At 61.5% G+C, this 24,877-nt stretch carries 21 protein-coding genes and 1 tRNA gene; 8 read left to right on the plus strand and 14 right to left on the minus strand.

Translation table 11 applies throughout. The annotated features are described in order from the left end of the window. Window positions 1-4 precede the first annotated feature (4 nt). Together QP968_RS05340 and QP968_RS05345 are read left to right on the plus strand one after the other, a co-directional pair. Window positions 5-1,558, plus strand: coding sequence for an HNH endonuclease signature motif containing protein (locus QP968_RS05340; protein ID WP_284855376.1), 1,554 nt, complete (start codon window positions 5-7; stop codon window positions 1,556-1,558). A 122-nt stretch (window positions 1,559-1,680) separates the two neighbouring features. Then, on the plus strand, window positions 1,681-2,328 hold the full coding sequence (locus QP968_RS05345; protein WP_284855377.1) for an LppP/LprE family lipoprotein: 648 nt from the start codon (window positions 1,681-1,683) through the stop codon (window positions 2,326-2,328). Between the two features lie 33 nt (window positions 2,329-2,361). Here QP968_RS05345 and QP968_RS05350 read toward each other — a convergent pair whose 3' ends face one another. After that, complete coding sequence (locus tag QP968_RS05350; protein ID WP_284855378.1) at window positions 2,362-4,005, minus strand: peptide chain release factor 3; 1,644 nt, start codon at window positions 4,003-4,005, stop codon at window positions 2,362-2,364. Window positions 4,006-4,064: 59 nt separating this feature from the next. Then, window positions 4,065-4,985, minus strand: coding sequence for an NAD(P)/FAD-dependent oxidoreductase (locus tag QP968_RS05355; protein ID WP_257997213.1), 921 nt, complete (start codon window positions 4,983-4,985; stop codon window positions 4,065-4,067). 103 nt (window positions 4,986-5,088) lie between these two features. Here QP968_RS05355 and QP968_RS05360 point away from each other — a divergent pair, with 103 nt between their 5' ends. After that, window positions 5,089-5,634 carry an NADPH-dependent FMN reductase gene (locus QP968_RS05360; protein WP_102723252.1) on the plus strand — a complete coding sequence of 182 codons (546 nt, stop codon included), beginning with the start codon at window positions 5,089-5,091 and terminating at the stop codon, window positions 5,632-5,634. Here the strand turns inward: QP968_RS05360 and pth (QP968_RS05365) are convergent. Then, window positions 5,631-6,308 (minus strand): aminoacyl-tRNA hydrolase, encoded by a 678-nt coding sequence (gene pth / locus QP968_RS05365; protein WP_502870914.1) that lies wholly within the window; start codon window positions 6,306-6,308, stop codon window positions 5,631-5,633. The genes QP968_RS05360 and pth (QP968_RS05365) overlap by 4 nt on opposite strands. Here pth (QP968_RS05365) and QP968_RS05370 point away from each other — a divergent pair. Further along, window positions 6,307-7,260: a nitronate monooxygenase gene (locus QP968_RS05370; RefSeq protein WP_284855380.1), complete on the plus strand. Its 954-nt coding sequence runs from the start codon at window positions 6,307-6,309 to the stop codon at window positions 7,258-7,260. The two genes, pth (QP968_RS05365) and QP968_RS05370, sit on opposite strands and share 2 nt — an antisense overlap. Here the strand turns inward: QP968_RS05370 and QP968_RS05375 are convergent. From QP968_RS05375 to QP968_RS05385, 3 genes are read right to left on the minus strand one after another with little or no spacing between them, the layout of a single operon-like run. Beyond that, window positions 7,257-7,841: a hypothetical protein gene (locus tag QP968_RS05375; RefSeq protein ID WP_146014921.1), complete on the minus strand. Its 585-nt coding sequence runs from the start codon at window positions 7,839-7,841 to the stop codon at window positions 7,257-7,259. The genes QP968_RS05370 and QP968_RS05375 overlap by 4 nt on opposite strands. A 23-nt stretch (window positions 7,842-7,864) precedes the next feature. Continuing rightward, complete coding sequence (pth, locus tag QP968_RS05380; protein WP_102723249.1) at window positions 7,865-8,428, minus strand: aminoacyl-tRNA hydrolase; 564 nt, start codon at window positions 8,426-8,428, stop codon at window positions 7,865-7,867. A gap of 25 nt (window positions 8,429-8,453) precedes the next feature. After that, window positions 8,454-9,029, minus strand: coding sequence for a TetR/AcrR family transcriptional regulator (locus QP968_RS05385; protein WP_284855381.1), 576 nt, complete (start codon window positions 9,027-9,029; stop codon window positions 8,454-8,456). 86 nt (window positions 9,030-9,115) lie between these two features. Between QP968_RS05385 and QP968_RS05390 the strand changes: the two genes are divergently transcribed. Beyond that, window positions 9,116-10,102, plus strand: coding sequence for a hypothetical protein (locus QP968_RS05390; protein ID WP_102723247.1), 987 nt, complete (start codon window positions 9,116-9,118; stop codon window positions 10,100-10,102). Window positions 10,103-10,186: 84 nt separating this feature from the next. On the opposite strand, the gene QP968_RS05395 is transcribed toward QP968_RS05390, so the two are convergent. The 6 genes from QP968_RS05395 to QP968_RS05420 all read right to left on the minus strand — a co-directional run bounded on the left by QP968_RS05395 (window position 10,187) and on the right by QP968_RS05420 (window position 17,521). Beyond that, window positions 10,187-10,828 carry a 50S ribosomal protein L25/general stress protein Ctc gene (locus QP968_RS05395; protein ID WP_284855382.1) on the minus strand — a complete coding sequence of 214 codons (642 nt, stop codon included), beginning with the start codon at window positions 10,826-10,828 and terminating at the stop codon, window positions 10,187-10,189. A gap of 250 nt (window positions 10,829-11,078) precedes the next feature. Next, a complete protein-coding gene (locus QP968_RS05400) occupies window positions 11,079-12,476 on the minus strand; it encodes an amino acid permease (protein ID WP_284855383.1) in 1,398 nt (465 codons plus the stop codon). Between the two features lie 2 nt (window positions 12,477-12,478). Beyond that, on the minus strand, window positions 12,479-13,456 hold the full coding sequence (locus QP968_RS05405) for a ribose-phosphate diphosphokinase (protein WP_284855384.1): 978 nt from the start codon (window positions 13,454-13,456) through the stop codon (window positions 12,479-12,481). Between the two features lie 21 nt (window positions 13,457-13,477). Beyond that, window positions 13,478-14,965 carry a bifunctional UDP-N-acetylglucosamine diphosphorylase/glucosamine-1-phosphate N-acetyltransferase GlmU gene (gene glmU, locus QP968_RS05410; protein ID WP_284855385.1) on the minus strand — a complete coding sequence of 496 codons (1,488 nt, stop codon included), beginning with the start codon at window positions 14,963-14,965 and terminating at the stop codon, window positions 13,478-13,480. 72 nt (window positions 14,966-15,037) lie between these two features. Continuing rightward, complete coding sequence (locus QP968_RS05415) at window positions 15,038-16,270, minus strand: MFS transporter (protein WP_284855386.1); 1,233 nt, start codon at window positions 16,268-16,270, stop codon at window positions 15,038-15,040. Window positions 16,271-16,342: 72 nt separating this feature from the next. Further along, a complete protein-coding gene (locus QP968_RS05420) occupies window positions 16,343-17,521 on the minus strand; it encodes a hypothetical protein (protein WP_284855387.1) in 1,179 nt (392 codons plus the stop codon). 262 nt (window positions 17,522-17,783) lie between these two features. Here QP968_RS05420 and mfd point away from each other — a divergent pair, with 262 nt between their 5' ends. Both mfd and QP968_RS05430 read left to right on the plus strand, forming a co-directional pair. Further along, window positions 17,784-21,407, plus strand: coding sequence for a transcription-repair coupling factor (mfd, locus tag QP968_RS05425; RefSeq protein ID WP_284855388.1), 3,624 nt, complete (start codon window positions 17,784-17,786; stop codon window positions 21,405-21,407). A 66-nt stretch (window positions 21,408-21,473) separates the two neighbouring features. Further along, window positions 21,474-22,685, plus strand: coding sequence for an ATP-binding protein (locus QP968_RS05430; RefSeq protein ID WP_284855389.1), 1,212 nt, complete (start codon window positions 21,474-21,476; stop codon window positions 22,683-22,685). A 17-nt stretch (window positions 22,686-22,702) separates the two neighbouring features. Here the strand turns inward: QP968_RS05430 and QP968_RS05435 are convergent, their stop codons facing one another. Then, entirely contained in the window at window positions 22,703-23,329 is a 627-nt protein-coding gene (locus QP968_RS05435; protein ID WP_284855390.1) for a CPBP family intramembrane glutamic endopeptidase, read from the minus strand. A 55-nt stretch (window positions 23,330-23,384) separates the two neighbouring features. On the opposite strand from QP968_RS05435, the gene QP968_RS05440 reads away from it, so the two are divergent. After that, a tRNA-Leu gene (locus tag QP968_RS05440) sits at window positions 23,385-23,458 on the plus strand. Here the strand turns inward: QP968_RS05440 and QP968_RS05445 are convergent. Further along, on the minus strand, window positions 23,433-24,866 hold the full coding sequence (locus tag QP968_RS05445; RefSeq protein WP_284855391.1) for an amidase: 1,434 nt from the start codon (window positions 24,864-24,866) through the stop codon (window positions 23,433-23,435). The two genes, QP968_RS05440 and QP968_RS05445, sit on opposite strands and share 26 nt — an antisense overlap. Between the last annotated feature and the right edge of the window lie 11 nt (window positions 24,867-24,877).

The raw sequence follows: 24,877 nt of genomic DNA on the forward strand, positions 1-24,877 counted from the left end.
GGAAATGTCCGCTAAAGTTTCGCAGCTGGTTGCAACCATTGGAAATGCGCTAATGCAGTTGCGTGATGAGTTCGCGGATCCCTCGACTGTTACTCTGGCGGATGTCGCTGGGGACATGGAGAAGCTTGAAGACTTCTTCAATTCGAAGGCTTTGATCGATGCCTGTTTCGCCTATGTGTGCGAACGTGATGAGGCGGGTAGGTTGGTTGGTGCTAGTCGCCCCAATGCCTATTTGCAGAACCGGCTGGGGCTCTCACCGGGGGAGGCCTATGACAGGCTCGCGCGTGGCAGGGACTTGTTTGCGCCGCCACCGGAGTCGGCGGGGGATCCCGAGGAGCCTGAAGGTGACCCAGGGGAGGATTTGTTCACAGGTTCATCGGGCGTCGAGCAGGACGCCGAGGAAGAGAAGCGACGTGCGGCAGAAGAGCGGCGTCGTGCTCAGGAGGAGTCGCGTCGGCGGGCTGCTGCGGTGTCGGCGGAGAAACAGAACGTTATTCGCAGGGAGCTGGACAAGCTGTTGAAGGCTGCGCGTGGTGAGCGTACGCGTATCCATGCCGAAGCCATGAAACAAGCAGATAAGCGGGACGCGAAGGATCTGCGGTACTTTGTTCGCCGTCTTGTTGAGGAAGCAAACCGTGAGCACGCTCCGCGCACCAACCCGAATGCGGGATTTGAGAATCGTGGATTGCATATTGGGCGCAGAAAGCCTGATGGGTCCGTGGACGTTACGTTGACCACCACTGCTGGCCACGCGGCTTTGATTAAGGCTCATTCGGATAAGGGGCTGGCGCCCAATAGCAACATGAATCCGGATGAGACGGACTACCGGAGCCCGGCTCAGCGCCGGTACGACCAGTTCTTCTCAATCTTCCAAAAGCATGAGTCGGACCAGCAGAAAGTCACTGGTGGTGCTGCTTCGGTGGTTGTGCCGATGACTTTGGATGATTTGGCGGATGCGGATGGCCAGACCACGTTCATGACGAATACGGGGATCGAGGTTGATGTCTTCGACCTGGTCCGCCTTGGCCTTGATGGCTCGGAAGGGCCCACGCATTTCGTGCTTCAGTTGGATGGTGTGACGGGAGTGCCCCTGTCGATGGGGCGTACACGTTGTGCATCTATCGCCCAGCGCATCGCGTTGCTCGCGGTGCAGGGAGTCTGCACGTGGACTGGGTGTACTGCGCCACTGTCGGAGTGCGAGATCCACCACATCATCGCCTGGATCAAGGGTGGTCGGACCGATATCTCCAACCTCACCGGGCTGTGCCGGGAGCACCATAGGTGCAACAATGATGAAAGAGACGGTAGTCACGGCAAGGGACATATGGAATATGACCCGGGAACGGGGCGGGCGGGCCTAGTTAGGTCTGGAAGTACGCGCATAGAGTTCAATGGGGCGGACCCGGCGGAAAACTCGGCAGTCAACCGCGCCATGGGGAGGGCCGGGGCTCATCGACCGCGAGCAGCGGCACGGGTAAGAGGCAGACCTGATGGGGAAATGTTCCCGGTGAGACCACGATCAAGCAGGGAAAAGTCGAAAGTAGTGCGCCGTGTGTGATGCGTGGCGGGTGAATCAGAATGGTCGGAGCGTCCTCCGAATGGGTGTGGTCCACGTAGAATCGAGTGCACGCTGCGTTCTTATCCCTGAACAGAAAGCTGGTGATTCCAATGCTTAAAGGCATGCACGAAGGCAAGCAGGTCAATATCGTGAGCCGAATCTGTGCGGGGATGGCGCTGTCCGGCGCTGTTTTCCTTGCGGGATGCAGCAATGGTGAAAGCTCCAATCTTGCGGAACCGTCGCTGGAGGTTACTGGGTCGCAGGCGGATCGTGCCGCGGATGATAGTGCGGCCGAGTCCACGGTCGAAGTGACCACGACTCAGACGGAACGTGAGAAAGAAGGCGAGAAAGACTGCAACACGGATCCTGCGTCGCCGGAGATTCACAAAGCTACGGCGGAGGTGAATGAGAAGTATCCGAACGAGTACGGGGGCTGGGTATTTACGGGGCGCACGAATTATGACTCGTGTGGGGATCTGAGTTATGCGCTCGTGACGCAGGCGAAACAGGGGAATGCGCAGTTCGGAACCCTGATTCTGATGTTCCACAAGGGGGAGTACATCGGTATTGACTCCACTGCGCCGCAGCAGGCGATGGAGATCACGCCGAAGGATGGCGGCAGCTTCACTGTTCTGTACAAGGACTGGGAAGCGCTACATGAATCTGGTGACGCGAACGTCGAAGCACCGAAGTACAACAGCACGGTGACGTACTACTGGGATGGCGACAAGGTCGCGCATGAGGGGCGGATTCCGAACACGAACCTCTAGAACACGAAGGTTCTAGAGGGGGATTGGCCGGATCTAGTCTGCGACGAGAGGCTCCATGGTGAGCTCGGGGTGCTCCTTCTCAATGAAGGCGAGCTTCCACTTGTCGCCGAATAGGGCGATGAGTTCGCCGTCGGTGCGGGTGAAGATCTCCACGCCGCGCTGGCGACCCAGTTCCGGGGCGGATTCGGTGTCGGTGCGGCGGGCGACGGAGTAGGGGATGGGTTCCGCGACGGTCTCAACGTTGTATTCGTTTTCCATGCGGGCCTGCATGACTTCGAACTGCATGGGGCCGACGGCGGCCATGACAGGGGCGGCATCGCCGCGCAGGTCGTTGCGGAGGATCTGCACGACTCCTTCGGCATCGAGCTGCTCCAACGCCTTGCGGAATTGCTTGTACTTGCCCAGGGACTTGGTGCGCAGCGTGCGGAAATGCTCCGGCGCGAACTGGGGCATCGGTGGGAACTGCACTTTCTTGCCGGCGTAGATGGTGTCGCCGGGGGCGAGCGATCCGGCGTTGACCAGGCCGATGATGTCGCCGGGGAAGGCAGTTTCCACGGTGTCGCGGTCGCGGCCGAAGACGGTGAGAGCGTACTTGGTGGAGAAGCTGCGGCCTGACTGGGCGTGTGTAACCTGCATGCCGCGGTCGAATTCGCCGGAGACGACGCGCATGAACGCGAGGGTGTCGCGGTGGTTCTTATCCATGCCGGCCTGGACCTTGAACACGACACCGGAGAAATCATCGCCGACCTCACGCACCGGGTCGATGGCTTGGCCGCCACCGGCAGTTGCGGCCTCGATGGCTTGTGGGTCAGATACGCGGCCCTCCGGGGCGGGGGCGATAGCGCACAGGGTGTCCAGAATCTGGTGCACACCGAAATTAAGCATCGCGGAGGCGAAGATCAAAGGCGAGGTGACGCACTGCTCGAAGAGTTCTTGGCTGTGGACGGCACCATCAGCCGCGAGCAGTTCAGCCTCCTCAACAGCGATGTCCCAAGCATCGCCTTCTTTTGCGGCGGCATCGGCAGGGGCGAAGTATTCCTCCGGTGCGATGGTGGAACCGCCGGCGGTGCGGGTGAAGTGGATGTACTGGTCCGCCTCACCGTCGTCGTTGACGTGCGCGAGGCCGCGGAAGTCGCCCGCTTCGCCGACGGGCCAGTACAGGGGGGTGGGTTGGAGGTCGATTTCGGTGACGATTTCGTCGACAAGCTCGAGTGGTTCACGCCCCACACGGTCCCACTTGTTGATCACGGTGACGATCGGCAGTCCGCGGGCTTTGCAGACGCGGAAGAGTTTGAGGGTTTGGGGCTCGAGGCCCTTGGCGGCGTCGATAAGCATGACTGCGGCATCGACCGCGGAGAGCACACGGTAGGTGTCCTCGGAGAAATCCGCGTGACCTGGGGTGTCCACGAGATTGATCACGTACGGTTCACCGTCGTGGCCCTCTGGCGCGTATTCGAACTGTAGGGCAGAGGAGGCGATGGAGATCCCGCGGTCCTTCTCCATCTCCATCCAGTCAGACACCGTCGCCTTGCGGTTGCCTTTGCCGTGCACCGCGCCAGCCTCCGAAATGACGTGCGCGTGCAGTGCGAGTGCCTCCGTCAACGTCGACTTACCGGCGTCCGGGTGGGCGATGACGGCGAATGTGCGGCGGCGGGCGGCCTCGGAAACGGTGCTCATGACCTGTAGAGGGTAGTCGCTTAGACGTTACGAGGGCTAACTAGCGCAATGCAGCGGAATCAGGACAGCTTTTCGAGGAAAAGAGCCTGGTCGATCGCTCTCCCGATGGCTGCTCCCGTGCCTGCCGCCTGCGAAACTTGGTCGGGTGAGCTGACAACATTGCCCGCCGCCCACAGTCCTGGCTGCGATGTCAGTCCACGTTGTGTATGGACCCATCCGTCGACGACATTACACCCAGCTTCGCGCAGCAGTTCGTCGTTTGGTTCGAAACGTGGACCGGTGAAACAGGATTCGAAGACGAATTGGTGGCCTGTCGTGCGGACTACGACTCGATCGGATTCCACTGGGCCCACCTCGAGGACGGGTTCGTCGACGATAGCGACACCAAGGGATTCGAAAACGGCGTTCTCATTGGCGGGAAGTTCGAGTCCGTTCGGGAAGAACGTGACGGTCCTTGCCCACTTAGTGAGCAGCTTCGAAATATGGAACGTGAAGCCGGGATTCTCTCCGCCGATAACAGCGAGGTTCGTCCCGTTCACCTCAAAGCCGTGGCAATAAGGACAGTGGAAGACTCGCGTTCCCCATAGCGCGGAGAGGCCAGGCACATCAGGCAACACGTCGGTGATGCCGGTGGCCACGAGGACATGCGGAGACTCGATGACGTTGCCACTGCCGAGAGCTACGGACCATTTGTCGTGTGCCCTTGTCAGTTTCTTTGCGCGGTCCCGCACGATCGTTCCACCGAAGGACTCGAATTCTGTGTGGCCCTTTTTCAAGAGTTCGGTTGGGTTGACCGAGTCCATTCCCAGGATGCCGTGCGCGTGCTCGCTAAAGCGGTTACGCGGGCGTCCTTCGTCGACCATGCAGACGGACCGATTCGCCCGTGCCAAGTTGATTGCTGCAGCGGTTCCGGCGAAACCTCCGCCGATGATCGTGACGTCCATCTTCTGATCCCCTGGAATTCCTTCGTAGATTCTCACGTTGAAGACTCTAGTTACTCGAGCTTCATCGCGGGAGGTTCTACTGGCCTTTATTAGAGTGGAGCCGAGTTAAGTCACTTGTACGCAAATGAGAGGAAAACACATGAAGGTTGGCGTGATCATCGGATCCATCCGAAAGGGGCGCACCGCGGAGAAGGTTGCCACCTGGCTGCGGGAGAATATCGGGGAGCGCGAGGGCTTCGAGTACGAGTTCATCGACCTCGCAGATTTTGAGCTCCCGCTTTACGACGGCGCCGGCCTCCCCATGCTCATGAACAAGCAGTACGACAATGATGAGGTGACTCGCTGGTCCCAGGCCGTTGATTCCTGTGACGGGTTCATCTTCATCACTCCGGAGTACAACCACTCCGTGCCGGCCGCACTGAAGAATGCCGTGGATACCCTGGGGCCGGAGTGGGTGGGCAAGCCCATCGCCTTCGTCGGCTACGGCAGCCTCGGTGCCGTCCGCGCGATCGAGCACTGGCGCCAGATTGCGTCGAACTTCCACATGCACGACGTGCGCGAGCAGCTTGGTTTCATCCAGGCGATGGAGATGCGCGATGGCTTCAATCCGATGCCGCACCGCGCGACGGAGCTCGCCGCACTGTGTGACCGGCTGGAGGAGTACGCCGGGAAGTTGCGAGGCTAGTTTCTCGCGTGGATCTCGTTCTGCGCGCGCTGGAGGCCCTGAGTGACGACGAGTCGGGCAGCCTCCGCAGCCAGGGCGATCTGCACGTCAAGGCCCTTGTCCTCGACAGGGCCAAGAACCCAGTCGGGGACCGGGGTGCCCTTCGGTGGGCGGCCAATGCCGATGCGCACGCGGATGTAATCGCGGGTACCCAGATGCTCGGTCAGGGACTTCAGGCCGTTGTGGCCGTTCTCATTTCCGCCCAACTTCACGCGGACTTTTCCTGCGGGCAGGTCCAGCTCGTCGTGGAGGACCACGATGCGCTCCGGCGGAATCCCAAGTTTTTCAGCCACAGGGGCAATACCTTCTCCGCTGAGGTTCATGTAGGTCGTTGAACGCACCGCAAAGGCGTTGGTGTCCGGCACCATGAGGCCGTGGGCTTTGACGCCGGGAAGCGGCTGTAGGGGAGCGTCGATAAGCTCGTCGAGCGCCATATATCCCACGTTGTGCCTGGTGGCGGCATATTGTGCGCCGGGGTTACCCAGGCCGACGATGAGCCACTCGGCGTCGATCGCGGCGAGGTCAAGGCCACGGTTTTGGGCGGGGGCCGGTGCGGGGGAAGAAGAAAACAAGCGGCGCAGAAAATCAAACACGGTGCCAAGTCTATGGGAGGTGGGCGTTAAGGTGGACCCCATGCCACCTGAACTTCCCGCACGTTTGCCCCGCGTCATCGCTGCCCCCATGGCGGGCGGCCCGAGCACCCCGGAGCTGGTCAATGCAGTTGGCTTCGGCTTCCTTGCGTGGGGCACGTGCTCGCTTGATCAGGCGCGCGAGGAACTGTCGCGCGTCGAGGAGCCGTTTGGTGTGAACCTCTTCTACCCGCAGCGCGAGGAGCCACTCCGGGAGGATCTCGAGGCGATCGCATCTGAATTGGGTGCGGAGATCCCTGAGCCGGACTACACGTTCGGCTTCCACGACAAGCTGGATCTGGCGCTGGAAGACGGGCGCGCCACCATCATTTCCTGCACGTTCGGCTGCTTCACGGAGGAAGAATTCCGCCGCATCCACGACGCGGGCATCCAGGCGTGGGTGACGGTGACGAATGAGGTCGACGCGCTCAAGGCGACCGAACGCGGGGCCGATGGCTTGATCGTGCAGGGCCCGAAGGCCGGTGGTCACCGCTCCACGTGGACGCTCACCGAGGAGCCGGATGCGCGGCCGCTGGAGAAGCTTCTCGACGGCATCTTCCGCCACGTCAACGTCCCTCTCATCGCTGCGGGTGGTGCCCGCACGCACGAGGACGTGGAGCACCTCATCGAGTGGGGTGCCACCGCCGTCGCCTGTGGAAGTGCCTTCTTGCTTGCCGACGAAGCCGGCACCTCCGACCGCAACCGCGCCCTGCTGCGCGAAGGCGGGAAATCTGTGTCCACCCGCGCCTTCTCCGGCCGCTACGCCCGTGGCGCGGAGACCCTTTTTACTCGTGAGCATGACAATCTTCCGCCGCTGTACCCGCAGCTGCACGCCATGCAGAAGCCGCTGCGCAGCGACCCGGACCATGCCTATTGCTTGGTGGGTGAGGACTTCGCGGGCAAGCTGCTGGAAGGGTCAGCAGCCGAAATCGAGTCCGCCCTGTTGGGGCTCAGCTAGCCCAGTACCTGTGGATCCCGGGTGAACCGCTGGAGACTCACGGCGAGGTAGGGGATACCCGGGTCGCTGCCGAAGATGATGTCATCTTGGTGCGCAAATACCCTCATGCGCTTATTGAGGAGTGTGGGCCAGTCGAGTTCAGCTGTTGCGGAGTTGCGCTCGATGTTCTTGAGGATTGCCCATTCTGCCTCCCGGGTGATGCGGGTGCCGCCCATCTGTGCGTCGAGTGGCTTCACCGGGTCAAGCTTGATCGCGTAGTACCGCTGTCCCGTGTCGGCGTACTGCACCCTTTCGTACATATCAGGGGGCGTCATGTCCCGGTAGCCCACCTCCATCAGGACTCCCTCAAGGGCTTGTTCAAGGGGTGCGAGTTCGGGCAGCTCATTCTTGTCAGAATCTGGTTCCTCTTCCGGTGCTTCATTGGAAGTGGTGGTGTCCTGCGCGCTAGTTATTGCCGGGGGCTCGGACAATGCTGGTTCCGCGAGGGAATCATCCTGAGAAGAGCAAGCGGTGAGACCAGCAGCGACAGAGAGGCTGGCGGCGAGGGCACAGAGACTGCGTGTGGAGAACGGGGGCTTCATGGTGATCACGATATTCCCGATATTCACGACATTCCAGCGAGGAGCTCGTCGGCTGCATCGGCGAGCATGATGGGCAGCTCGGCGGACTCTTGTTTGCCGAAGGGCTTGAGTACGTAATCGGCCGGTGCCTGGCGGCCAGGTGGGCGGCCGATGCCGATAGCCAGGCGGTTGTAATTTGGGGTGCCCAGGGATTTGGTGACGGACTTGAGGCCGTTGTGGCCGTGGTCGCCGCCACCGAGGCGGAGTTTGACTTGGCCGAAGTCGAGGTCGAGTTCGTCGTAGATGACGTAGATGTCTGCCGGCTTGACCCCGTAGTAGCTGGCCAGAGCCTTGATAGGGCCGCCGGAAACATTCATGAAGCCGCGGGTGCGTGCGAGGATGGTGCGGCGGTTGGTCAGGCGACCGGCGGTGAGCTCAGCGACCTCAGTGTTCGTCTTCTTGTGCACGCTCAGCTGGGCGGGCATGGGGGTGGTGCGGTCCAGGAGCTCGTCGATAAGCATGGCCCCCGCATTGTGGCGAGTTTGGGCGTAGATGGTGCCCGGGTTGCCAAGGCCGACGATGAGAACCGGTGAAGAATCAGAAGTCACAAGAATTGAGTCTACGTTCCGCAGTCTAGGTCGCGCGGGCCTTTAGGCCGTCGAGGAAGATGTCGATGAGTTCCTGCTGGATACGAGGTGCTGTCGCGTTGATGATCGATGAATTCGGCAGCGGGCGAGAAGCGATCACCAGTGCGATGTGGAATTCGAGTGGCTCGATATCTGCTGGGCACAACCCAGCTTCCTTTGCGCGGGTGATCAAGGGGGCATAGGCAGCGCGAATCTCCTCGCTGCGTTTTTTAACGATGTGCTGAAAATCCGGATTGTGGTCCATTTCAGTGAACAGGGTTAATCCGAGCAGCGCGAGTTTGAGCCCGGCGATGGCGTGAACTGCACCACTCCATGCCTTTTCGGGATTGGTCTCAAAGAGGGGGAGATGCTGGTTGATGACGACGTCGATGTCGTGGACAGCGTTGGCGCCGATGGCTTCAAAAAGCGTGATGCGATCGGGGAAATGCCTGCTCACAGTGGCTACTCCAACCCCAGCCTCTTTGGCGATTGCGCGCATGGACACGTTTGCGCCGTGCTCAACGAGCAATGTTCGGGCGGCGGTAACGATCGCTTCGCGGTTATCAGCAGCGTCCTGTCTCATGCTTGCACCATACCAAACGGCACACTATGCTCCATTTATAGAAGTGGAACAAGGTGTTCCATCTTAGTTTGAAAAGGAGTCTGAAAATGACCACAGCAGTGAAAGAAGAGCGTGATCGCTCAGACGTAGCTAAGGCCCTTGGAGTGATCTTTGGTATCCCCGTCATCATCGGGTTGATGCTTTTTGCGTTCCTCGCGCCCACATTCGCGTCCGGTCCCGCAGGTGTACCGGTGGCGGTGAGTGCGCCGGAGCCGATGGTGCAGCAGCTGACGCAGGGAATCTCACAAAAGGCAGGGGATGAGGCCCCTGAGATCACCGTGATGGACAACGCCGACGACGTGCGCAACGCAGTGCTCGAACGCGAGGCAGTCGGCGGTCTTGCTGTCACGCCTGAAGGGGCCACCGCATTCACCGCTTCCGGTAACGGTGCACCGTATGTGCAGCTTGTCGACGGCATCGCCGGCTCCCTTGAAGCCCAAGGCATGACCGTTGAGCGCGCCGACCTGGCACCGACCTCCTCGGAAGATCCGCAGGCGACAGGCTTGGCTCTGCTGGGTCTTCCTCTCGCATTTGGCGGAATCATCTCCGCGGTCGTAGCGACGTTCCTGTTCCGCGGCTCCAAGTGGACCAAAATTGGCGTGCTAACGGGCATCGCCGTGCTCGGCGCTTTGGTTGCAACGTGGATGCTGCACTCGGTCTACGGCACTCTCACGGGCAGCTTTGGTCTGGAGTGGCTCGCGATCTCGGCAGGTATTTTGGCGACCTCGATGCTGACCGCGGGTCTTGGCGCACTCATTGGTGTAGGCGGTGTTGGCCTCGGTGCTGTGCTGACGATTTTCCTGGCAAACCCGCTGTCCGGCTTGTCGACGGGCCCGTGGTTGCTCCCCGCAGGCTGGTCCACCCTGGGTCAGTGGATGCCGATCGGCGCGACCGGTCACCTCGTCCGCTCCCTGTCATTCTTTGACGGTGCCGGTGCAGGGGCCGCCTGGTGGGTACTGGCCCTGTGGATTATCACGGGACTGGTGCTGCTGTTTGTTGCGCGGCCAAAAGCGGGGGTTAAGCAGCAGAACTAAGTCTGCAAATAAGAGAAACGGCCAGCAACCCCGCGGTGGGGTGCCGGCCGTTGAGGCGTTTAGCCGTTAGCGTCGATAAGCGGCTTACTCTTCGCCCTCGGCAGCTTCCTCGGTGGACTCAGCGCCAGCCTCAGCGCCGCCCTCCTCAGCTTCCTCAGCGGCAGCCTCGACCTCTTCATCAACCTGCTGGAAGGTGACGTTGATGACCAGGTACTCCGGATCGGTGAGCAGCTCTGCACCCTCCGGCAGCGGCAGGTCGCCAGCCAGGATCTGGTCGCCGATCTCCTTGCCCTCGATGGACACGACGATCTCGTCCGGAATCTTGAGGGCATCGACCTCGATCTCCACCAGGTCCAGCTCCTGCAGGACAACAGCGTCCGGAGCAGCCTCGCCTTCGTGGACAACTGGGACCTCGACGTTGACCTTCTCGCCGCGCTTCACGCCCAGGAGGTCGATGTGGTCAATGTTCAGGGTCAGCACATTCTGGTCAACGTGCTTGACGATGGCCAGGTGCTTCTCGCCCTCGACCTCGAGCTCGAGGATGGCGTTAGTGCCATCATTACGCACGAGAGCGGTGATCTCCAGGATGTCCACGTGGAAGTGAATATTTTCTTCGCCGGCAGAGTAGATGACGCCCGGCACGCGACCTGCTGCGCGCAGACGACGGGAAGCGCCCTTACCAAACTCTTCGCGCTTCTCAGCCTTAATAACAGGGGTGGTAGCCATGATGGTTCTCCTATGGTGTTCTCACCGGGTGGAGCTACAAAAGCGGCCACCCAGACGAAAGTGACAATACGTTCTCGTCGAGTGACCGTGTGATGCTGCGCGAGCAGCGAAAGTCTTCATCGCGTCGATAACGGCCCTGCTGATCTCTCCTGATTGATATAGATCGATCAGATCCGATCAGCAAGTCCCTCGCCGAGACCTGCAAAATTCTAGCAGCACCCCGGCCCGCTGACCAAACTTTCAGCGGCGGTCAGCCAGTAGTGCTAGGGGTTTCTCCCGCCGAGCGTGACAGCGACGCCACGGCGAACAGAATCACGGCCCACACACCCATGGCCGCAAGGCCCACCCGGTAGTCGGGCAGCATGGCCATGAGCACGATCACCAGCACGAAGTACGCGGCGCAGATGTAGTTGGCCACGGGGAACAGCGGAGCCTTGAAACTAGATGAGTAGCCGCGCTTGCGGAAGTTGAGGTGCGCGAAGTTCACGGCCGCCCACGTGATCAGCTCAGAGCCGACCACGACGGCGAGCAGGATGGTGAAGATCTTGCCCTCAAAGAAGTAGTTGAGCAGGACCACGGAACCCATGAGCGCGCCGTTGAAAAGCAAAGCGCGCAACGGTAGGCCTTTCGACGTCGTATGTGCGAAGTAACTGGGAGCCTGCCCATTACGGGAGAGGTCGCGCAGCATTCGTGCACCGGAGTACGTCATGGTGTTGCACACGGATGCGACGGCGGCCATGATCACCAGGTTGAGAAGGTGGGCGGCACCGTCAATGCCCACGAAGGTGAGCACGCGCACGAAGGGACTCTCGGAAGCCCCCTGTTCATCCCACGGCGCCAGCAACAAAATGACGCTCATGCCACCGATGTAGAACACCAGGATGCGCCAGATGATGGAGTTGATAGCCCTGGGGATCGTTTGCTCCGGATCTTCAGCTTCCCCGGCGGCCGTTCCCACGGACATGATGCCGCCGAAGGTGAATGTCACCGCGACGAGGGAGAACACAACGCCGGTGGCGCCCATTGGGAAGAAACCGCCGTGGATGGTGAGGTTGTGGAACCCCGCTTCGGAGGAGGGGTTGAGCACCAGGACGAAGCCAAGGATGATCATGGCCACGAGGGCGAGGACTTTGATCAACGACAGCCAATACTCAGCCTCCGCGAAGATACTCACGCGGGCAGCGTTGATGACCAGCACGATGATGAGCGTGACCAGCGCCGTGACCCAGTGCGGGATGTCCGGGAACCAAAAGTCCAGGAAGGTACCCATGGCGGTGAGTTCAATCATGCCCACCACGATGGTGGTGTACCACCAGTTCCACCCAACGATGAAGCCGGCGCGGGGGCTGATGTACTCGCGCGCGTACGCGGCGAAGGAGCCGGACACAGGATTGGCCACAGCCATCTCACCCAGCATGCGCATGAGCAGATAGACGATCACACCCACGATGAGGAACGTGACCAGCACGGCCGGCCCGGCGTAGTTGATGGATTCAGCAGAACCTAAAAACAGGCCGGTGCCAATGGCGGAGCCCAGTGCAATCATGTGGAGCTGACGGCTCTTCATGGCCCGGTGCAGGCCATGATCAACGTCGTGAACAGGAGAAGACCCAGCCGCGAAAGCTGGGTCTTGTTGTGGGCCGGACACTTTTAAGCTTGGCCCTCAAACAGGGTGGTCACGGAACCATTCTCAAAGATCTCATGGATCGTGCGGGCGAGCAGCGGGGCGATGGACAGCACGGTGAGGTTCTTCCAGCCCTCGGTGCTCTGCGGGAGGGTGTCGGTGGTGATGATCTCCTCAGCACCACAGTTGGACAGACGCTCACGCGCCGGGTCAGAGAACACGCCGTGCGTGGTGGCAATCACCACGGAACGAGCGCCGGCGTCCTTCAGCACGCCGACGGCGCCGGCGATGGTGCCGCCGGTGTCAATCATGTCGTCCAGAAGCACGCAGTCCTTGCCCTCAACCTCACCGACGACGCGGTTGGACACAACCTTGTTTGCAGCGTCGATGTCGCGGGTCTTGTGCACGAAGGCCAGCGGCGCGTCACCCAACGTGTTAGCCCACTTCTCAGCGGTCTTCACACGGCCAGCGTCAGGGGAGACCACTACGAGGTTATCCAGCGAGTACTTGGACTTGATGTAATCCGTCAGGATCGGCATCGCGTGCATGTGGTCCACCGGGCCGTCGAAGAAGCCCTGGATCTGGTCAGTGTGCAGGTCCACGGACACGATGCGGTCCGCGCCAGCAGCGGTGAGCAGATCAGCAACGAGGCGCGCGGAAATCGGCTCGCGGCCACGGTGCTTCTTGTCCTGGCGGGCGTACGGGTAGAACGGCAGAATCGCGGTGATGCGCTTGGCCGAGCCACGCTTCAGCGCATCAATCATGATGAGCTGCTCCATCAGCCACTTGTTCAGTGGCTGCGCGTGGGACTGGATGACAAAGCAGTCAGAGCCACGGACGGACTCCCCGAAGCGGATGAAGATCTCGCCGTTGGCGAAGTCGCGCGCCGTGGTGGGCACCAGCTCGATGCCGAGTTCGCTGGCGACTTGCTCCGCCAACTCGGGGTGCGCACGGCCCGAAAAGACCTTGAGATCTTTGTGGCTTTCGACTTTCTTACCGGTCATGGGTCAGGTATTGCCTTTCAGTCAGTTGTCGCTCGCGGTATCAGTTGCGTTCTCACGTGCGCGCTGGGCAGCTTCCGCTGCGGCCGTACCGGGCCGCTTGGCTTCCACCCAGCCCTCGATGTTGCGCTGGCGTCCTTCCTTGATGGCCAAGGCGCCCGCAGGAACATCTTCACTGACTACTGTACCCGCGCCCGTATACGCACCATCGCCCACGGTCACCGGTGCCACAAACATGGTGTCGGAGCCGGTGCGGCAGTGGTCGCCGATGGTGGTGTGGTGCTTGTTTACGCCGTCGTAGTTCACAAAAACAGAAGATGCGCCGATGTTGGATTCCCGGCCTACCGTGGCATCGCCGATGTAGGTGAGGTGGGGGACCTTGGAACCTTCGCCAATCTGCGCGTTCTTGGCTTCCACGAAGCCACCGAGCTTGCCGCGTGCGCCCAGCGTCGTGCCGGGGCGGATGTAGGTGAAAGGCCCCACGGTTGCCTCGTCGCCGATCACGCCGAGCTCACCCTGGGTGCGCACGACGGTGGCGCCGTTGCCCACCTCCATGTCGGTGAGGGTCGTGTCGGGGCCAATGGTGGCGCCGTCGCCAATCGTGGTGGAGCCCCACAGCTGCGTGTTGGGGTGGATGGTCACGTCCTGGCCGATCTCCACGTCCACGCCGATCCAGGTTGTGGCCGGGTCGATGACCGTGGCGCCAGCGCGCATTGCACGTTCCACGAGGCGACGGTTGAGCTCCTTGCCAGCCGCGGCGAGCTGCACACGGTCGTTGACACCGGCGAGCTCGCGGGCATCGGGGGCGGTGAAAGCGGCGACCTTGTGGCCGTCGTTACGCGCGATGCCCAGCACATCCGTGATGTACAGCTCGCCCTGCGCATTGTCAGAATTGATGCGGGTCAGCGCGTCACGCAGCACGGCGCCGTCGAACGCGAAGACGCCCGAGTTGACCTCGCGCACGCGACGCTGCTCATCAGTCGCATCCTTTTCCTCCACGATTTCCTGGACATCACCGGCCGCATCGCGGATGATGCGCCCGTAGCCCGTGGGGTTCTCAAACTCGAGGGAGAGCACGGTCACCGCAGCATGTTCGCTTTCATGCTTATCGACGAGCCTTTCAATCGTCTCCGCCCTCAACAACGGCACATCCCCATTGGTCACAACCACGGTGCCCGTGAAATCCGGGATCGCCTCCAAGCCCACCTGCACGGCGTGGCCGGTGCCATTCTGCTCCTCCTGCACCGCCTGGAGGATGGTCACGTGCATGTGCTCCGCGATCGATTCGACGGCGGGAGAGACCTGCTCACGCTGGTGGCCCACCACCGCCACGAGATGCGCCGGGTGCACACCTGCTGCTGCGTGCAAAGAGTGCGACAACAAGCTGCGCCCACCAATCTCGTGGAGCGTCTTCTGCTTCGTCGACTTCATGCGGGTCCCCGCACCAGCAGCGAGAACAACAACAGCGCGCTGCGGGGTAGAGGAATCAGACGGGGTAGCAGGTGTAGTCACCGGCACGGTCTCCTTGTTGTCAGGTTGTCAGGTTGTCAGGATCTAGCTTCCCCACAGCTTAATCGCGCGGGCCTAGACGCCGGGATCCGAAACGTCCTTGAGGCGTGCCGCACCGATGACTCCGGCAAAGCCCATCGCGGCGAGGAAGAGCAGCGCGGCCTGCGGGCCAAATGCCGCGATGGCGGACGAGATCGCACCGACGATGAGTAGCACGATGCCCATGACCGTGTTGGACACACCTGTGATGAGCGTGCGCCGGTCACCTTCAGTCATGTCCACAAGATAGGTTTTACGGGCCACGCGCACCGTCGTGTGCGCCAAGTTGACCAGGAAGAAACCGAGCGGCATCACCCACGCGTTGACCGCGGCCGGTGCGAACTGGGCGCTGGCAACAAGCAGCAGGATGACAACAGACGCGACTGCTGCCGCCCGCGACATCGTGGTCTTGGAGGACCTGTCTGACCACATACCGGACACGCGGCCACCCACCAGTGCCGCACCACCAGAAGCAACAATGAAGGCTCCTAGCCCTGCCAAGTTCGCACCCTCACGGTGCGCGAGCACCACGATGAACGGGGTGGACAGCGCCGTGGCCAGCAACAGGGAGCGCACGATGAGGAAGTTCTGCAGCACTCGGTCGCCCTTGACCAGTTCCCACATTTGCTTGAAGCCGTGGTCGTCGGTGGATTCTTCGACCTCGGCTTCCGGTTCTTTGATGCTGGAGAACACAATGCTGGCAAACGCCCACGTTGACGCGCCCAGCGCGAGCAGCGCCACGATGCCCCATTCCGGCAGATCATTAGGCAGGAAGAACAGAATCAATCCGACCGCGAGCGTGAACCCACCGCCCAGGGCTGTTGCGCGGCCCGTAATCACACCGCGGCGACCCTTGGAGATCGTGCGGCCCTGTACATCTTTGCCAGCAATCGAGCACACCGCCCTGAACAGTGCTAGTGCGCCAACGAGGATAAGGGTGGTGATGCCGAGGAGCTTGCCGCTGAAAAGCAGCGCGCTCACCGCGATGAGCGCGGCCGAAATGGCTTGGCCCCATGAGCCGATGAGCCACACTTTCTTGCGGGAGGCGTGAGACGTCACCCACGGGCTGAGCGCGAACTGCGGCAGCATCGAACCCGATTCCCGGATCGGGACCAGGAAGGACGTGAACACCGCCGGCACTCCAGCGACAGTAAACATCCAGGCCAGAACAGTTTTCGGTGCGACAATCTGATCGCCGATATTCTGCAGGCCATTCGACCAGATGAAGCGGCGAGCGTTGTGCTCCTCGTGCGGCATGGGGGAAGTCATACCCCGGATAGTAGGTGCCACGAAAACACCGGGCGCGCTAAGTATTGGCTAACTTAGCGCGGACTAACCGCACTAATCGCACTGAAGCACCCCGGTCAGGAAATCATTCGGAGCACCCAGCGCACGCAGTTTGTTGTGATCAAAACAGTGGTGTCTGGTAACTGAGGATCGGCCGTCATAATCGATGACTTCCCACTGGCCATTGGTGAAGTGGAAATGTCCGATGAAATCAGTACCGTTTTGTCCGGCTGTGGCCCATGTGCCATCGCAGAAGAGGACGGCGGTTCCCATCAGGGTGGGCCATTCTTCAACAACCTCATCGAAAGCAGCTGGCTCGCAGGAGCCTTTGACTGGTTCACCGCCTGAGGTTTCGGTGAACCTGCGGTAGAAATCCAGCACAGGGCCGGAACGGGAGAGGCCGATTTCGCCGTCGATGATGCCCCAATCGGTGCTGGAGAAGTTCATGGATTCCGTCCTCGTGCCGTCCGGGGAGGTGTACTCGGTGCGGCCACCACCCGGGTCGCCTTCCCTGAAATGCCAGGTGGCACCACTGGGGCAGTCGCCGACGGTGATCTTCTCTGTTCTGATGCCGGGCGCAGTGTCCTCGAGGATGCCGTAGCAGCCGCGGTCTGGGTAGGTGATGGTGGCTACCGTTAGGTTTACGTCCCACCGGAAAATGACTTCGGTGGGTTCACCTTCCGGGGTGCCGGCGGTTTCGAGGGTGCCGGTGGTTCGCGTGGCTGGCTCGGGGAAGTGGATACCATCCGGTTCCGTACCCGGCGCATTCGGGTTGATGCCTACCTCGCCGTCAGTCTCGTCCGGATCGGTTTGGGGTAGTTGTGCGGTGGAGCTGGCGCCATCCAGGGTGGTGTAGGAGACATCCAGGGTGTCATCCTTGCTGGGTGTGAAGGTCCACTCGGTGCCACTATCGCCCTCACCGTGGACGATGTCCTCGCGATACGTGTTCTTTCCGGTGCGGGTGAGGGTGGAGTGGCGCTGCAAGGTGGGGGAGGTCAGCTCACCAGTTTCACCCTTCTCATGGAAGCGAATGACAAGAACAACGGGCACCGCACCATCGGTGAGGCCTTCAGCATTATCGACGGTGCCGCTGTAACGCGTCTCGTTGAAAGGCTCAGCCATCGTGCGGGATTCAAACAACCCCGCCTTCGTGGCAATGACACCGCCCATTACACTCAGGACGAGGAGGAGGACGGCCAGAACGGCCAGCAAAACTCTGTTGGTTTTTGACATGGTTGACAGGGCTCCAGGGGCACGGGGTGAAAGCGTGTGGGGTTAAGGGTAGCTGGTGGGGTGCGGGGAAACGTCGATAAGCAAATGCCTTATTTCGGGCCGCACGGTGGATTTGGTATGCTCTGGGACGTCTTTCCCCATGGTGTAATTGGCAACACTACGGTTTTTGGTACCGTCATTCTAGGTTCGAGTCCTGGTGGGGAAGCTTTTTTATTGCCTGACTTGGATTGCAGAAAGCGCGCGCAGAGGTTTGATGGGGTTTATGGAACACGATTCAACCGATCTACCCATGCTGGCTGGGGTGCTCACCCAGGCCATGACGGATCCGAAGCTCACTGGCCTGCAGAAACGGGTGGGGGAGGAGTCGCTCCACATCACGGGCATTGATCAGGTGCGGCCGTGGGCGGCGGGCACGATCGCGCGCAAGGCGCCCGTGCTGCTGGTCACCGCGACGGGGCATGAGGCGGAGGACCTTTCCGCGGAGCTCGCCGCGATGTTGGGACGCGATGCGGTGGCGCTCATGCCGGCCTTTGAGACGTTGCCGCACGAGCGTCTCTCGCCTGCGGCCGATGTGGTGGGCAAGCGCAACAAAGTTGTGTATGAGCTGGATAAGACCCGCGTGGTTGTGGCGTCCGCGCGGGCGGCCTGCCAGCCGGTGTTGCCGCCGGTGGAGCCCGTCGTGGTGGCCGTGGATGAGGAGCATGATTTCGGGGAGCTGACCCAGCGCCTGGCAGATCTCGCCTACAAACACGTGGACATGGTGGCCAGCCGCGGCGAATTTGCCATGCGCGGCGGCATCATCGACGTGTTCCCCACGACCTCCGAGCACCCCGTCCGCATCGAATTCTGGGGCGACGAGGTCACAGAACTGCGCTCCTTCGCCGTCGCTGATCAGCGCACCATCGAAGACATCAGCTCGGTTGAGCTGCACCCCGCGCGCCAATTGCTTATCGACGCCACCGTGCGCACCCGAGCCACCTCCCTCGCCCAGTCCTACCCGGGCAACCGCACCCTGGTGGAGATGCTGGAACGCATTGCCGGCGGCTCCCACCCAGACGGGATGGAGGCGCTCATCCCGGCGTTGACGGACCAGCCCTTTGAGGTGCTGCCCGCGCTCATGCCGGCCGGGTCTGTCGTGCTGGTGACCTCGCCGGAGAAAGTGCGCACCCGCATTGCTGACCTGCAGGCCACTGATGAGGAATTCCTGGAGGCCGGGTGGGAGGCCGCCGCGATGGGGGCTGAGGGCCCGGTGGCTGCCGAGGGCTTGGATGTTTCCGCGAGCTCGTACCGCTCCTTTGAATCCTTGGAAGCCTCCGCGCTGAAGTCCGGCAACGCGTGGTGGACGTTCGCGCCACCGGGCATGGGCATGGCGGATGAGATCACTCTGCCACTGGAATTTGAGCCGGCCCCGGCGCCCAAAGGCGACCTGAAAGAAATTGAGGCGCTCTACGGCAAGGTCAAGCTGCACCTGCAAAACGGTGGACACGCCGCCTTCGTTGCACCCGCCAAGGGCACGATCGACCGCATGGCGGACCGCCTACGCGAAAATGGTGTGTCCGCGCGCGTGGCTAGCCCGGGCCTTGAACCTGTCGATGGGCAGGTCACGCTGTACCAGGGGATCTCTCACGCTGGCCTGACCTTCACCGGGCCTGGTCTAGTCGTGTTCACCGAAACCGATGTGACGGGCAACCGCGTGGGAGATATCGCCGGTGCGAAACGCCGAGCCCCACGCCGCCGCAACCGTGTTGATCCGCTGGCTTTGAAGCCGGGGGATTATGTGGTGCATGACACCCACGGCATCGGCAAGTTCGTCAAGATGGCGGAGCGCACTGTGGGTGACGCCCGCCGCGAATACATCGTGCTGGAATACCAACCCGCCAAGCGCGGCCAGCCCGGCGACCAGCTGTGGGTTCCTATGGACTCGCTGGACCTGCTGAGTAAGTACACCGGCGGGGAAAGCCCAAGTCTGTCCAAGATGGGTGGGTCGGACTGGAAGAACACCAAGCGGAAAGCGCGCGCTGCCGTGCGCGAGATTGCCGCCGAGCTCATCGAGCTCTACGCCAAGCGCGCTTCCGCGCCGGGCCACGCCTTCGCCCCCGATTCGCCCTGGCAGCTGGAGATGGAAGACAACTTCCCCTTCGTGGAAACCGAAGACCAGATGGCTGCCATCGAGGCCGTGAAGGAGGACATGGAGAAGCCATCGCCGATGGACCGCGTCATCGTCGGTGACGTGGGCTTTGGAAAGACCGAAGTGGCGGTGCGCGCCGCGTTCAAGGCCGTGCAGGACGGAAAGCAGGTAGCGGTGCTCGTGCCCACGACACTGCTGTCCCAGCAGCACTACGCCACCTTCACCCAGCGCATGGATGGTTTTGGCGTGGAGATCCGGGAGCTATCCCGTTTCACCACGGGTGCAGAGGCGAAGAAGACGCTTCAAGGGCTAGCGGATGGTTCCGTCGATATTGTGATTGGCACCCACCGTCTCCTGCAGACAGGCGTGCAGTGGAAGAACCTGGGCCTCATCGTGGTGGATGAGGAGCAGCGCTTCGGTGTGGAACACAAGGAGCACATCAAGGCGCTCAAATCCCACGTGGACGTGCTCACCATGACGGCGACGCCAATCCCGCGCACCTTGGAGATGTCCCTAACAGGTATCCGCGAGATGACCTCCATTACCACCCCGCCTGAGGATCGTCACCCGGTGCTCACCTACGTGGGTGCGCAGGAGGACAAGCAGATAGCGGCCGCGATCCGCCGCGAATTGCTTCGCGACGGCCAGGTCTTCTACATCCACAACAAAGTCGCCGACATTGAGAAAACAGCACGCCACCTGCGTGAGTTGGTGCCTGAAGCGCGCATCGTCGTGGCGCATGGCCAGATGGGTGAGCAACTGCTGGAACAAACCGTGCAGGGTTTCTGGAACCGCGAGTACGACGTGCTGGTGTGCACCACCATCGTGGAAACCGGCCTGGATATCGCCAACGCAAACACCCTCATCGTGGAAAACGCCCAGAACATGGGCTTGTCCCAGCTGCACCAGCTGCGCGGCCGCGTGGGGCGGTCCCGTGAGCGTGGCTACGCCTACTTCCTGTACCCCAAGGACAAGGTGCTCACGGAGACGTCTTACGACCGTCTGGCCACCATCGCACAGCACAACGACCTGGGTGCCGGCATGGCCGTGGCACAGAAGGACCTGGAGATGCGCGGTGCCGGTAACGTTTTAGGTGCGGAACAGTCTGGCCACATCGCTGGTGTGGGCTTTGACATGTACGTCCGCCTCGTCGGTGAAGCAGTGGAAACTTTCAAGTCCCTCATGTCCGGGGAAGTGGTGGACGCCACCGACCAAGGCCCGAAAGAGATTCGCATCGACTTGCCTGTGGACGCCCACATTCCGGAGTCCTACATCAACTCCGAGCGCCTCCGCCTGGAAAGCTACCGCAAGCTCGCTGCCGCGCGCGATAACGCTGAGCTGGCCCAGGTCGCCGAAGAACTCACCGACCGCTTCGGTGAGATGCCCGAGGAAGTCTCACGCCTCTTCGCGGTGGCCCGTCTCCGCCACCAGGCTCGTCGCGCTGGTGTTGCCGACATCACCATGCAGGGCACCCGCTTGAAGTTCCACCCGGTGGACATGCCTGATTCCAAGCAGGTGCGCCTCAAGCGCCTGTACCCGGGATCCAATTACCGCGCGGCTGCCAAGGCAGTGCAGGTGCCGTTCCCACGCGAAGGCGGTGCGAAGCCGGCGCTCAATGCACCCAACCTCCGGGACGAAGAGCTCTTGCAGTGGGTCGCAGACTTCCTCTCTGCGATCTTTGATGTGGAGGAGGTTTCGGTGCGGGGCGGTGACGTCGACAAGCAAAAAGGCAAGCGTGTGTTCTCAGTGAGTGAGTAGAAAAGTTACGGCCATACTCGTAACTTTGGTACTTTTTGGGAAAAGTTACGACTATACTCGTAACTCGTGAACCTTCTTCCGCGTCCGCAATACCTTCAAGAACTCGCTGCAATCACCGGGAATGACCTTGTCCGCCTGGTTACGGGAGTGCGTCGTGCCGGCAAGTCATCGCTGCTGCACTTGTATCGTGAGCATCTTGTGGAGCAGGGAGTTGACCCACGCGCGATTCTCACGATCAATTTTGAGGACGTGACCTTTGACCCTCTTCGCCAGCCCCAGGCTTTTCATGAGTATGTCCTAGATCGTGTGAAGCACGGTGTCACGCATCTGCATGTCGATGAGGTTCAGGAGTTGGCGGACTGGGCTCGGATGATCAACTCACTGCGAACAACACAGAATATTGAGATCTGTGCGACGGGTTCGAATGCTTCCATGTTTTCGGGGGAAGGGCTGACATACCTTGCGGGGCGCTACGTGTCGCTGGAGGTGTTCCCGCTGTCGCTCGCGGAGTTCCGTCAGTTCACGGGGGTCAGCGACAGTGAATCGGTGGAGGAAAGCTACCAACGCTGGATGACCACCGGTGGGTTTGCTCGCAGTGTCCTGGAGTCCTCGCCTGAGATCGCGCGCCAGCTCAACAGGGATTTGTTCGACTCGATCTTCACACGCGACATCGCCTTGCGTGGTCAGGTGCGTGATACCGCCACCTTCATCAAAGTCGCAGCATTCGTACTGGATAATGCAGGTTCGCCACTATCGGCGAACAAGATTTCCAACACTTTGAAGTCGGAGGGCGTGAAGGTGAGCACCGACACCGTGGACCGCTACCTCCAGCTCATGGCGGATGCCCACCTGATTTACCCGTGCCACCGCTATGACACTCGCGGGCGCGGCTGGTTGAAAACAACGCCGAAATACTACTGGGTCGATGCTGGATTGCGTGACGCTCTTACTGGACATAAGAACACGAACACGGGACACGACGTGGAAAACCAGGTGTACCTTGAATTGCTGCGACAGCGCTTCGAGGTCCACACTGGAGTAGGCCCTGGCGGAGAAATCGATTTCCTCGCGCAGCGGGGTGATGAAACCCTCTTCATTCAAGTTGCGCTGACCGCTTTGGATGAGCAGGTACTTCGGAGGGAACTGTCCTCGTTCGAAGGTCTGCCGCCGGGATCCAGGTGTCTGCTGTTGACGGGGGACCGGCTTCCCCTTTCAACTGGGTACGTGCAGCAACTGAATGTCTTTGATGTTCTTGCGCGAAAAGTGTCGCTGTCTTAGGCTCGTGCGTCGGCGTACTACAACACCAGCGGCATCGCCAACAGCATCGTCACCGACCACGTGAGGTGCACGGCGATCGGGGAGATGACGCGCCGGGTGCGGGAGGCCTCATAGAAACACAGCGCGCCGAGGATGCCGGCGGCAAAGACGAGCAGCGGGACACCCATCCCGATGGTGATCAGGCAGTAGACGCCGGTGGAGAGCACGCCGACCGCCAGCTCATTGAAGTGGCCACGCAGTTGCTTGGACAGCGCGTCGCGGTAGACAAGTTCCTCACCGATGCCGTTGATGATGAGCACCGTCAGCGTGGGCAGCCAGCCGCCCGCACTGGGCATGCTGAGCAGCTCTGTCACCGGCCCGGCCAGCAGCGGAATATGGCGCACCACAAGCGCGCCGAGTAAAAAGACCACCGCGAGCGCCCCACCCAAGGCCGCGCCGCGCAGCAGGTCTGCTGTCATCGGGCCCGCGAACGCTTTTCGGTCGCCCCACACCCACCACGCGGCGGCGTAGAGGGCGGCGGTGAGCACTGTGATCACGTAGAACGCCACGGTGCCGTCGCCGGCCTGGCGCGCGGTGAACAGGCCAAGCCCGCCCAGCACACATGGGATGAGAACCAGCCAGGAACCAGCAGCACGAGCAGTCATGATGGAGCAATTATAGGGATGCACGGGGGAGTGCCGTACACTCATTCACCGATACGCCCCTATAGCCCAATCGGCAGAGGCAGTCGACTTAAAATCGATTCAGTCAGGGTTCGAGTCCCTGTGGGGGCACGTGTGCAGGCCAGTCCGTCGCAACCTGCAGTTGGTGCGACACCTGGCACAGCAGCGGTTCACCATTGAACGGTCCCACGAGCTGCGCGCTCAGCGGCAGGCCATCGTGGAAGCCCGCGGGCACGGCAGCAGCCGGGTTGCCCACCGCGTTCCACGGTGACGTGAAAGACGCCACCCCGCTTGCCTTCAGTGCGGCTGACAAAAATCCATGCGCATCCAACTGCCCAATGGGAACCGCCGGGTGGGGGACACTCGGAGTGAGCAAAAGATCTATCTCGGAGAACACCTCGCGCATGAGCTTCTGTCCGATCTCCGCGCTTTTCGCCTCCGCCTTGCGCACCATCGTCGGCGAGGTCAGGCCCGTCACCTTGCCCAGCCGCACGCCGCGCCGGGTACGTCGCTCCAGCAGCTCCGGGTGCTCAGCCATGTGCGCTTCCTCGCTGAAACCATTCAAATACTGCGGGACAAAAGACAATGCCAGCGCGGGTGGGTACGAAAAATCATGCTCAAACACGTCGTGGCCGAGATCCTTGAGGGCCCCAGCGGTCGTCTCCACCGCGCGCCGCGCAGGCTTCTTCAACACGGTGCCCAACGGCGCAGCCGTGCTCACCCCAATGCGCAACTTCGCAGGAGTTTGCTCTAAAGCCTCCATCAAAGTCGTGGGCCACGCTTCAGCCATATGCTTATCGACGCCCTCCGTACCCCCACCCACACAATCCAGAATTAGCGCCGTATCCTCCACATACCGCGTCAGCGGTCCGATGGTGCCCAGCGCACCCCACAGGCTGGCGTTCGGGGCAGCGGACACCCGCCCACGCTGGGGCTTCAAACCGAAGAGACCACACCAGGCGGCGGGCAGGCGGATGGAACCGCCACCGTCCCCACCAATCGCGGCGGGGACCAGGCCCGCAGCCACCGCAGCAGCCGTACCACCCGAGGAACCAGCGGGGGAGTACGCCGTGTTCCACGGGTTACGGGTTGCTCCGTTGGCCACCGATTCCGTGTACGGCCAAATGCCAAATTCCGGCATGGCGGTCGTGCCCACGATGACGGCACCGGCCTCACGTAAGCGCGCCACCACCGCGGAATCCGCGCGCGCTGGAGTGGTGAACGCGGCCCCGCCGAAGGTGGTGGGGATGCCCGCGATGTCGTTTTCCGCCTTGATGGCGATGGGTACGCCATGCAAGGGGCCCAGTTCCGCGCCGGTAGCAGCCTTCTCATCGAGGGCGTCGGCATCCGCGCGCGCCTCGCTGACAAGCACCGTGATGAACGCGTTGAGCGTGGGGTTGAATCTCTCGATGCGGTCCAGAAAGAAATCCGTGACCTCGCGTGCGGTCAGTTCCCCGGAACGTGTCTTGTCAGCGATGGCCACGACCCCGGCAAAAGCTAGATCCTCATGCATACTCATGCCCGAATGAT

It is taken from the genome of Corynebacterium sp. MSK041, assembly GCF_030232265.1.
Classification (GTDB): Bacteria; Actinomycetota; Actinomycetes; order Mycobacteriales; family Mycobacteriaceae; genus Corynebacterium.

What these genes read in the sequence shown, in the direction of transcription:
- QP968_RS05340 (WP_284855376.1), top strand. Translation starts at nt 5, where the DNA reads ATGTCCGCTAAAGTTTCGCAGCTGGTTGCAACCATTGGAAATGCGCTA.
- QP968_RS05345 (WP_284855377.1), top strand. Translation starts at nt 1,681, where the DNA reads ATGCACGAAGGCAAGCAGGTCAATATCGTGAGCCGAATCTGTGCGGGG.
- QP968_RS05350 (WP_284855378.1), bottom strand. Translation starts at nt 4,005, where the DNA reads ATGAGCACCGTTTCCGAGGCCGCCCGCCGCCGCACATTCGCCGTCATC.
- QP968_RS05360 (WP_102723252.1), top strand. Translation starts at nt 5,089, where the DNA reads ATGAAGGTTGGCGTGATCATCGGATCCATCCGAAAGGGGCGCACCGCG.
- QP968_RS05370 (WP_284855380.1), top strand. Translation starts at nt 6,307, where the DNA reads ATGCCACCTGAACTTCCCGCACGTTTGCCCCGCGTCATCGCTGCCCCC.
- pth (WP_502870914.1), bottom strand. Translation starts at nt 6,308, where the DNA reads ATGGGGTCCACCTTAACGCCCACCTCCCATAGACTTGGCACCGTGTTT.
- QP968_RS05375 (WP_146014921.1), bottom strand. Translation starts at nt 7,841, where the DNA reads ATGAAGCCCCCGTTCTCCACACGCAGTCTCTGTGCCCTCGCCGCCAGC.
- QP968_RS05385 (WP_284855381.1), bottom strand. Translation starts at nt 9,029, where the DNA reads ATGAGACAGGACGCTGCTGATAACCGCGAAGCGATCGTTACCGCCGCC.
- QP968_RS05390 (WP_102723247.1), top strand. Translation starts at nt 9,116, where the DNA reads ATGACCACAGCAGTGAAAGAAGAGCGTGATCGCTCAGACGTAGCTAAG.
- QP968_RS05395 (WP_284855382.1), bottom strand. Translation starts at nt 10,828, where the DNA reads ATGGCTACCACCCCTGTTATTAAGGCTGAGAAGCGCGAAGAGTTTGGT.
- QP968_RS05405 (WP_284855384.1), bottom strand. Translation starts at nt 13,456, where the DNA reads ATGACCGGTAAGAAAGTCGAAAGCCACAAAGATCTCAAGGTCTTTTCG.
- QP968_RS05415 (WP_284855386.1), bottom strand. Translation starts at nt 16,270, where the DNA reads ATGACTTCCCCCATGCCGCACGAGGAGCACAACGCTCGCCGCTTCATC.
- QP968_RS05420 (WP_284855387.1), bottom strand. Translation starts at nt 17,521, where the DNA reads ATGTCAAAAACCAACAGAGTTTTGCTGGCCGTTCTGGCCGTCCTCCTC.
- mfd (WP_284855388.1), top strand. Translation starts at nt 17,784, where the DNA reads ATGGAACACGATTCAACCGATCTACCCATGCTGGCTGGGGTGCTCACC.
- QP968_RS05435 (WP_284855390.1), bottom strand. Translation starts at nt 23,329, where the DNA reads ATGACTGCTCGTGCTGCTGGTTCCTGGCTGGTTCTCATCCCATGTGTG.
- QP968_RS05445 (WP_284855391.1), bottom strand. Translation starts at nt 24,866, where the DNA reads ATGAGTATGCATGAGGATCTAGCTTTTGCCGGGGTCGTGGCCATCGCT.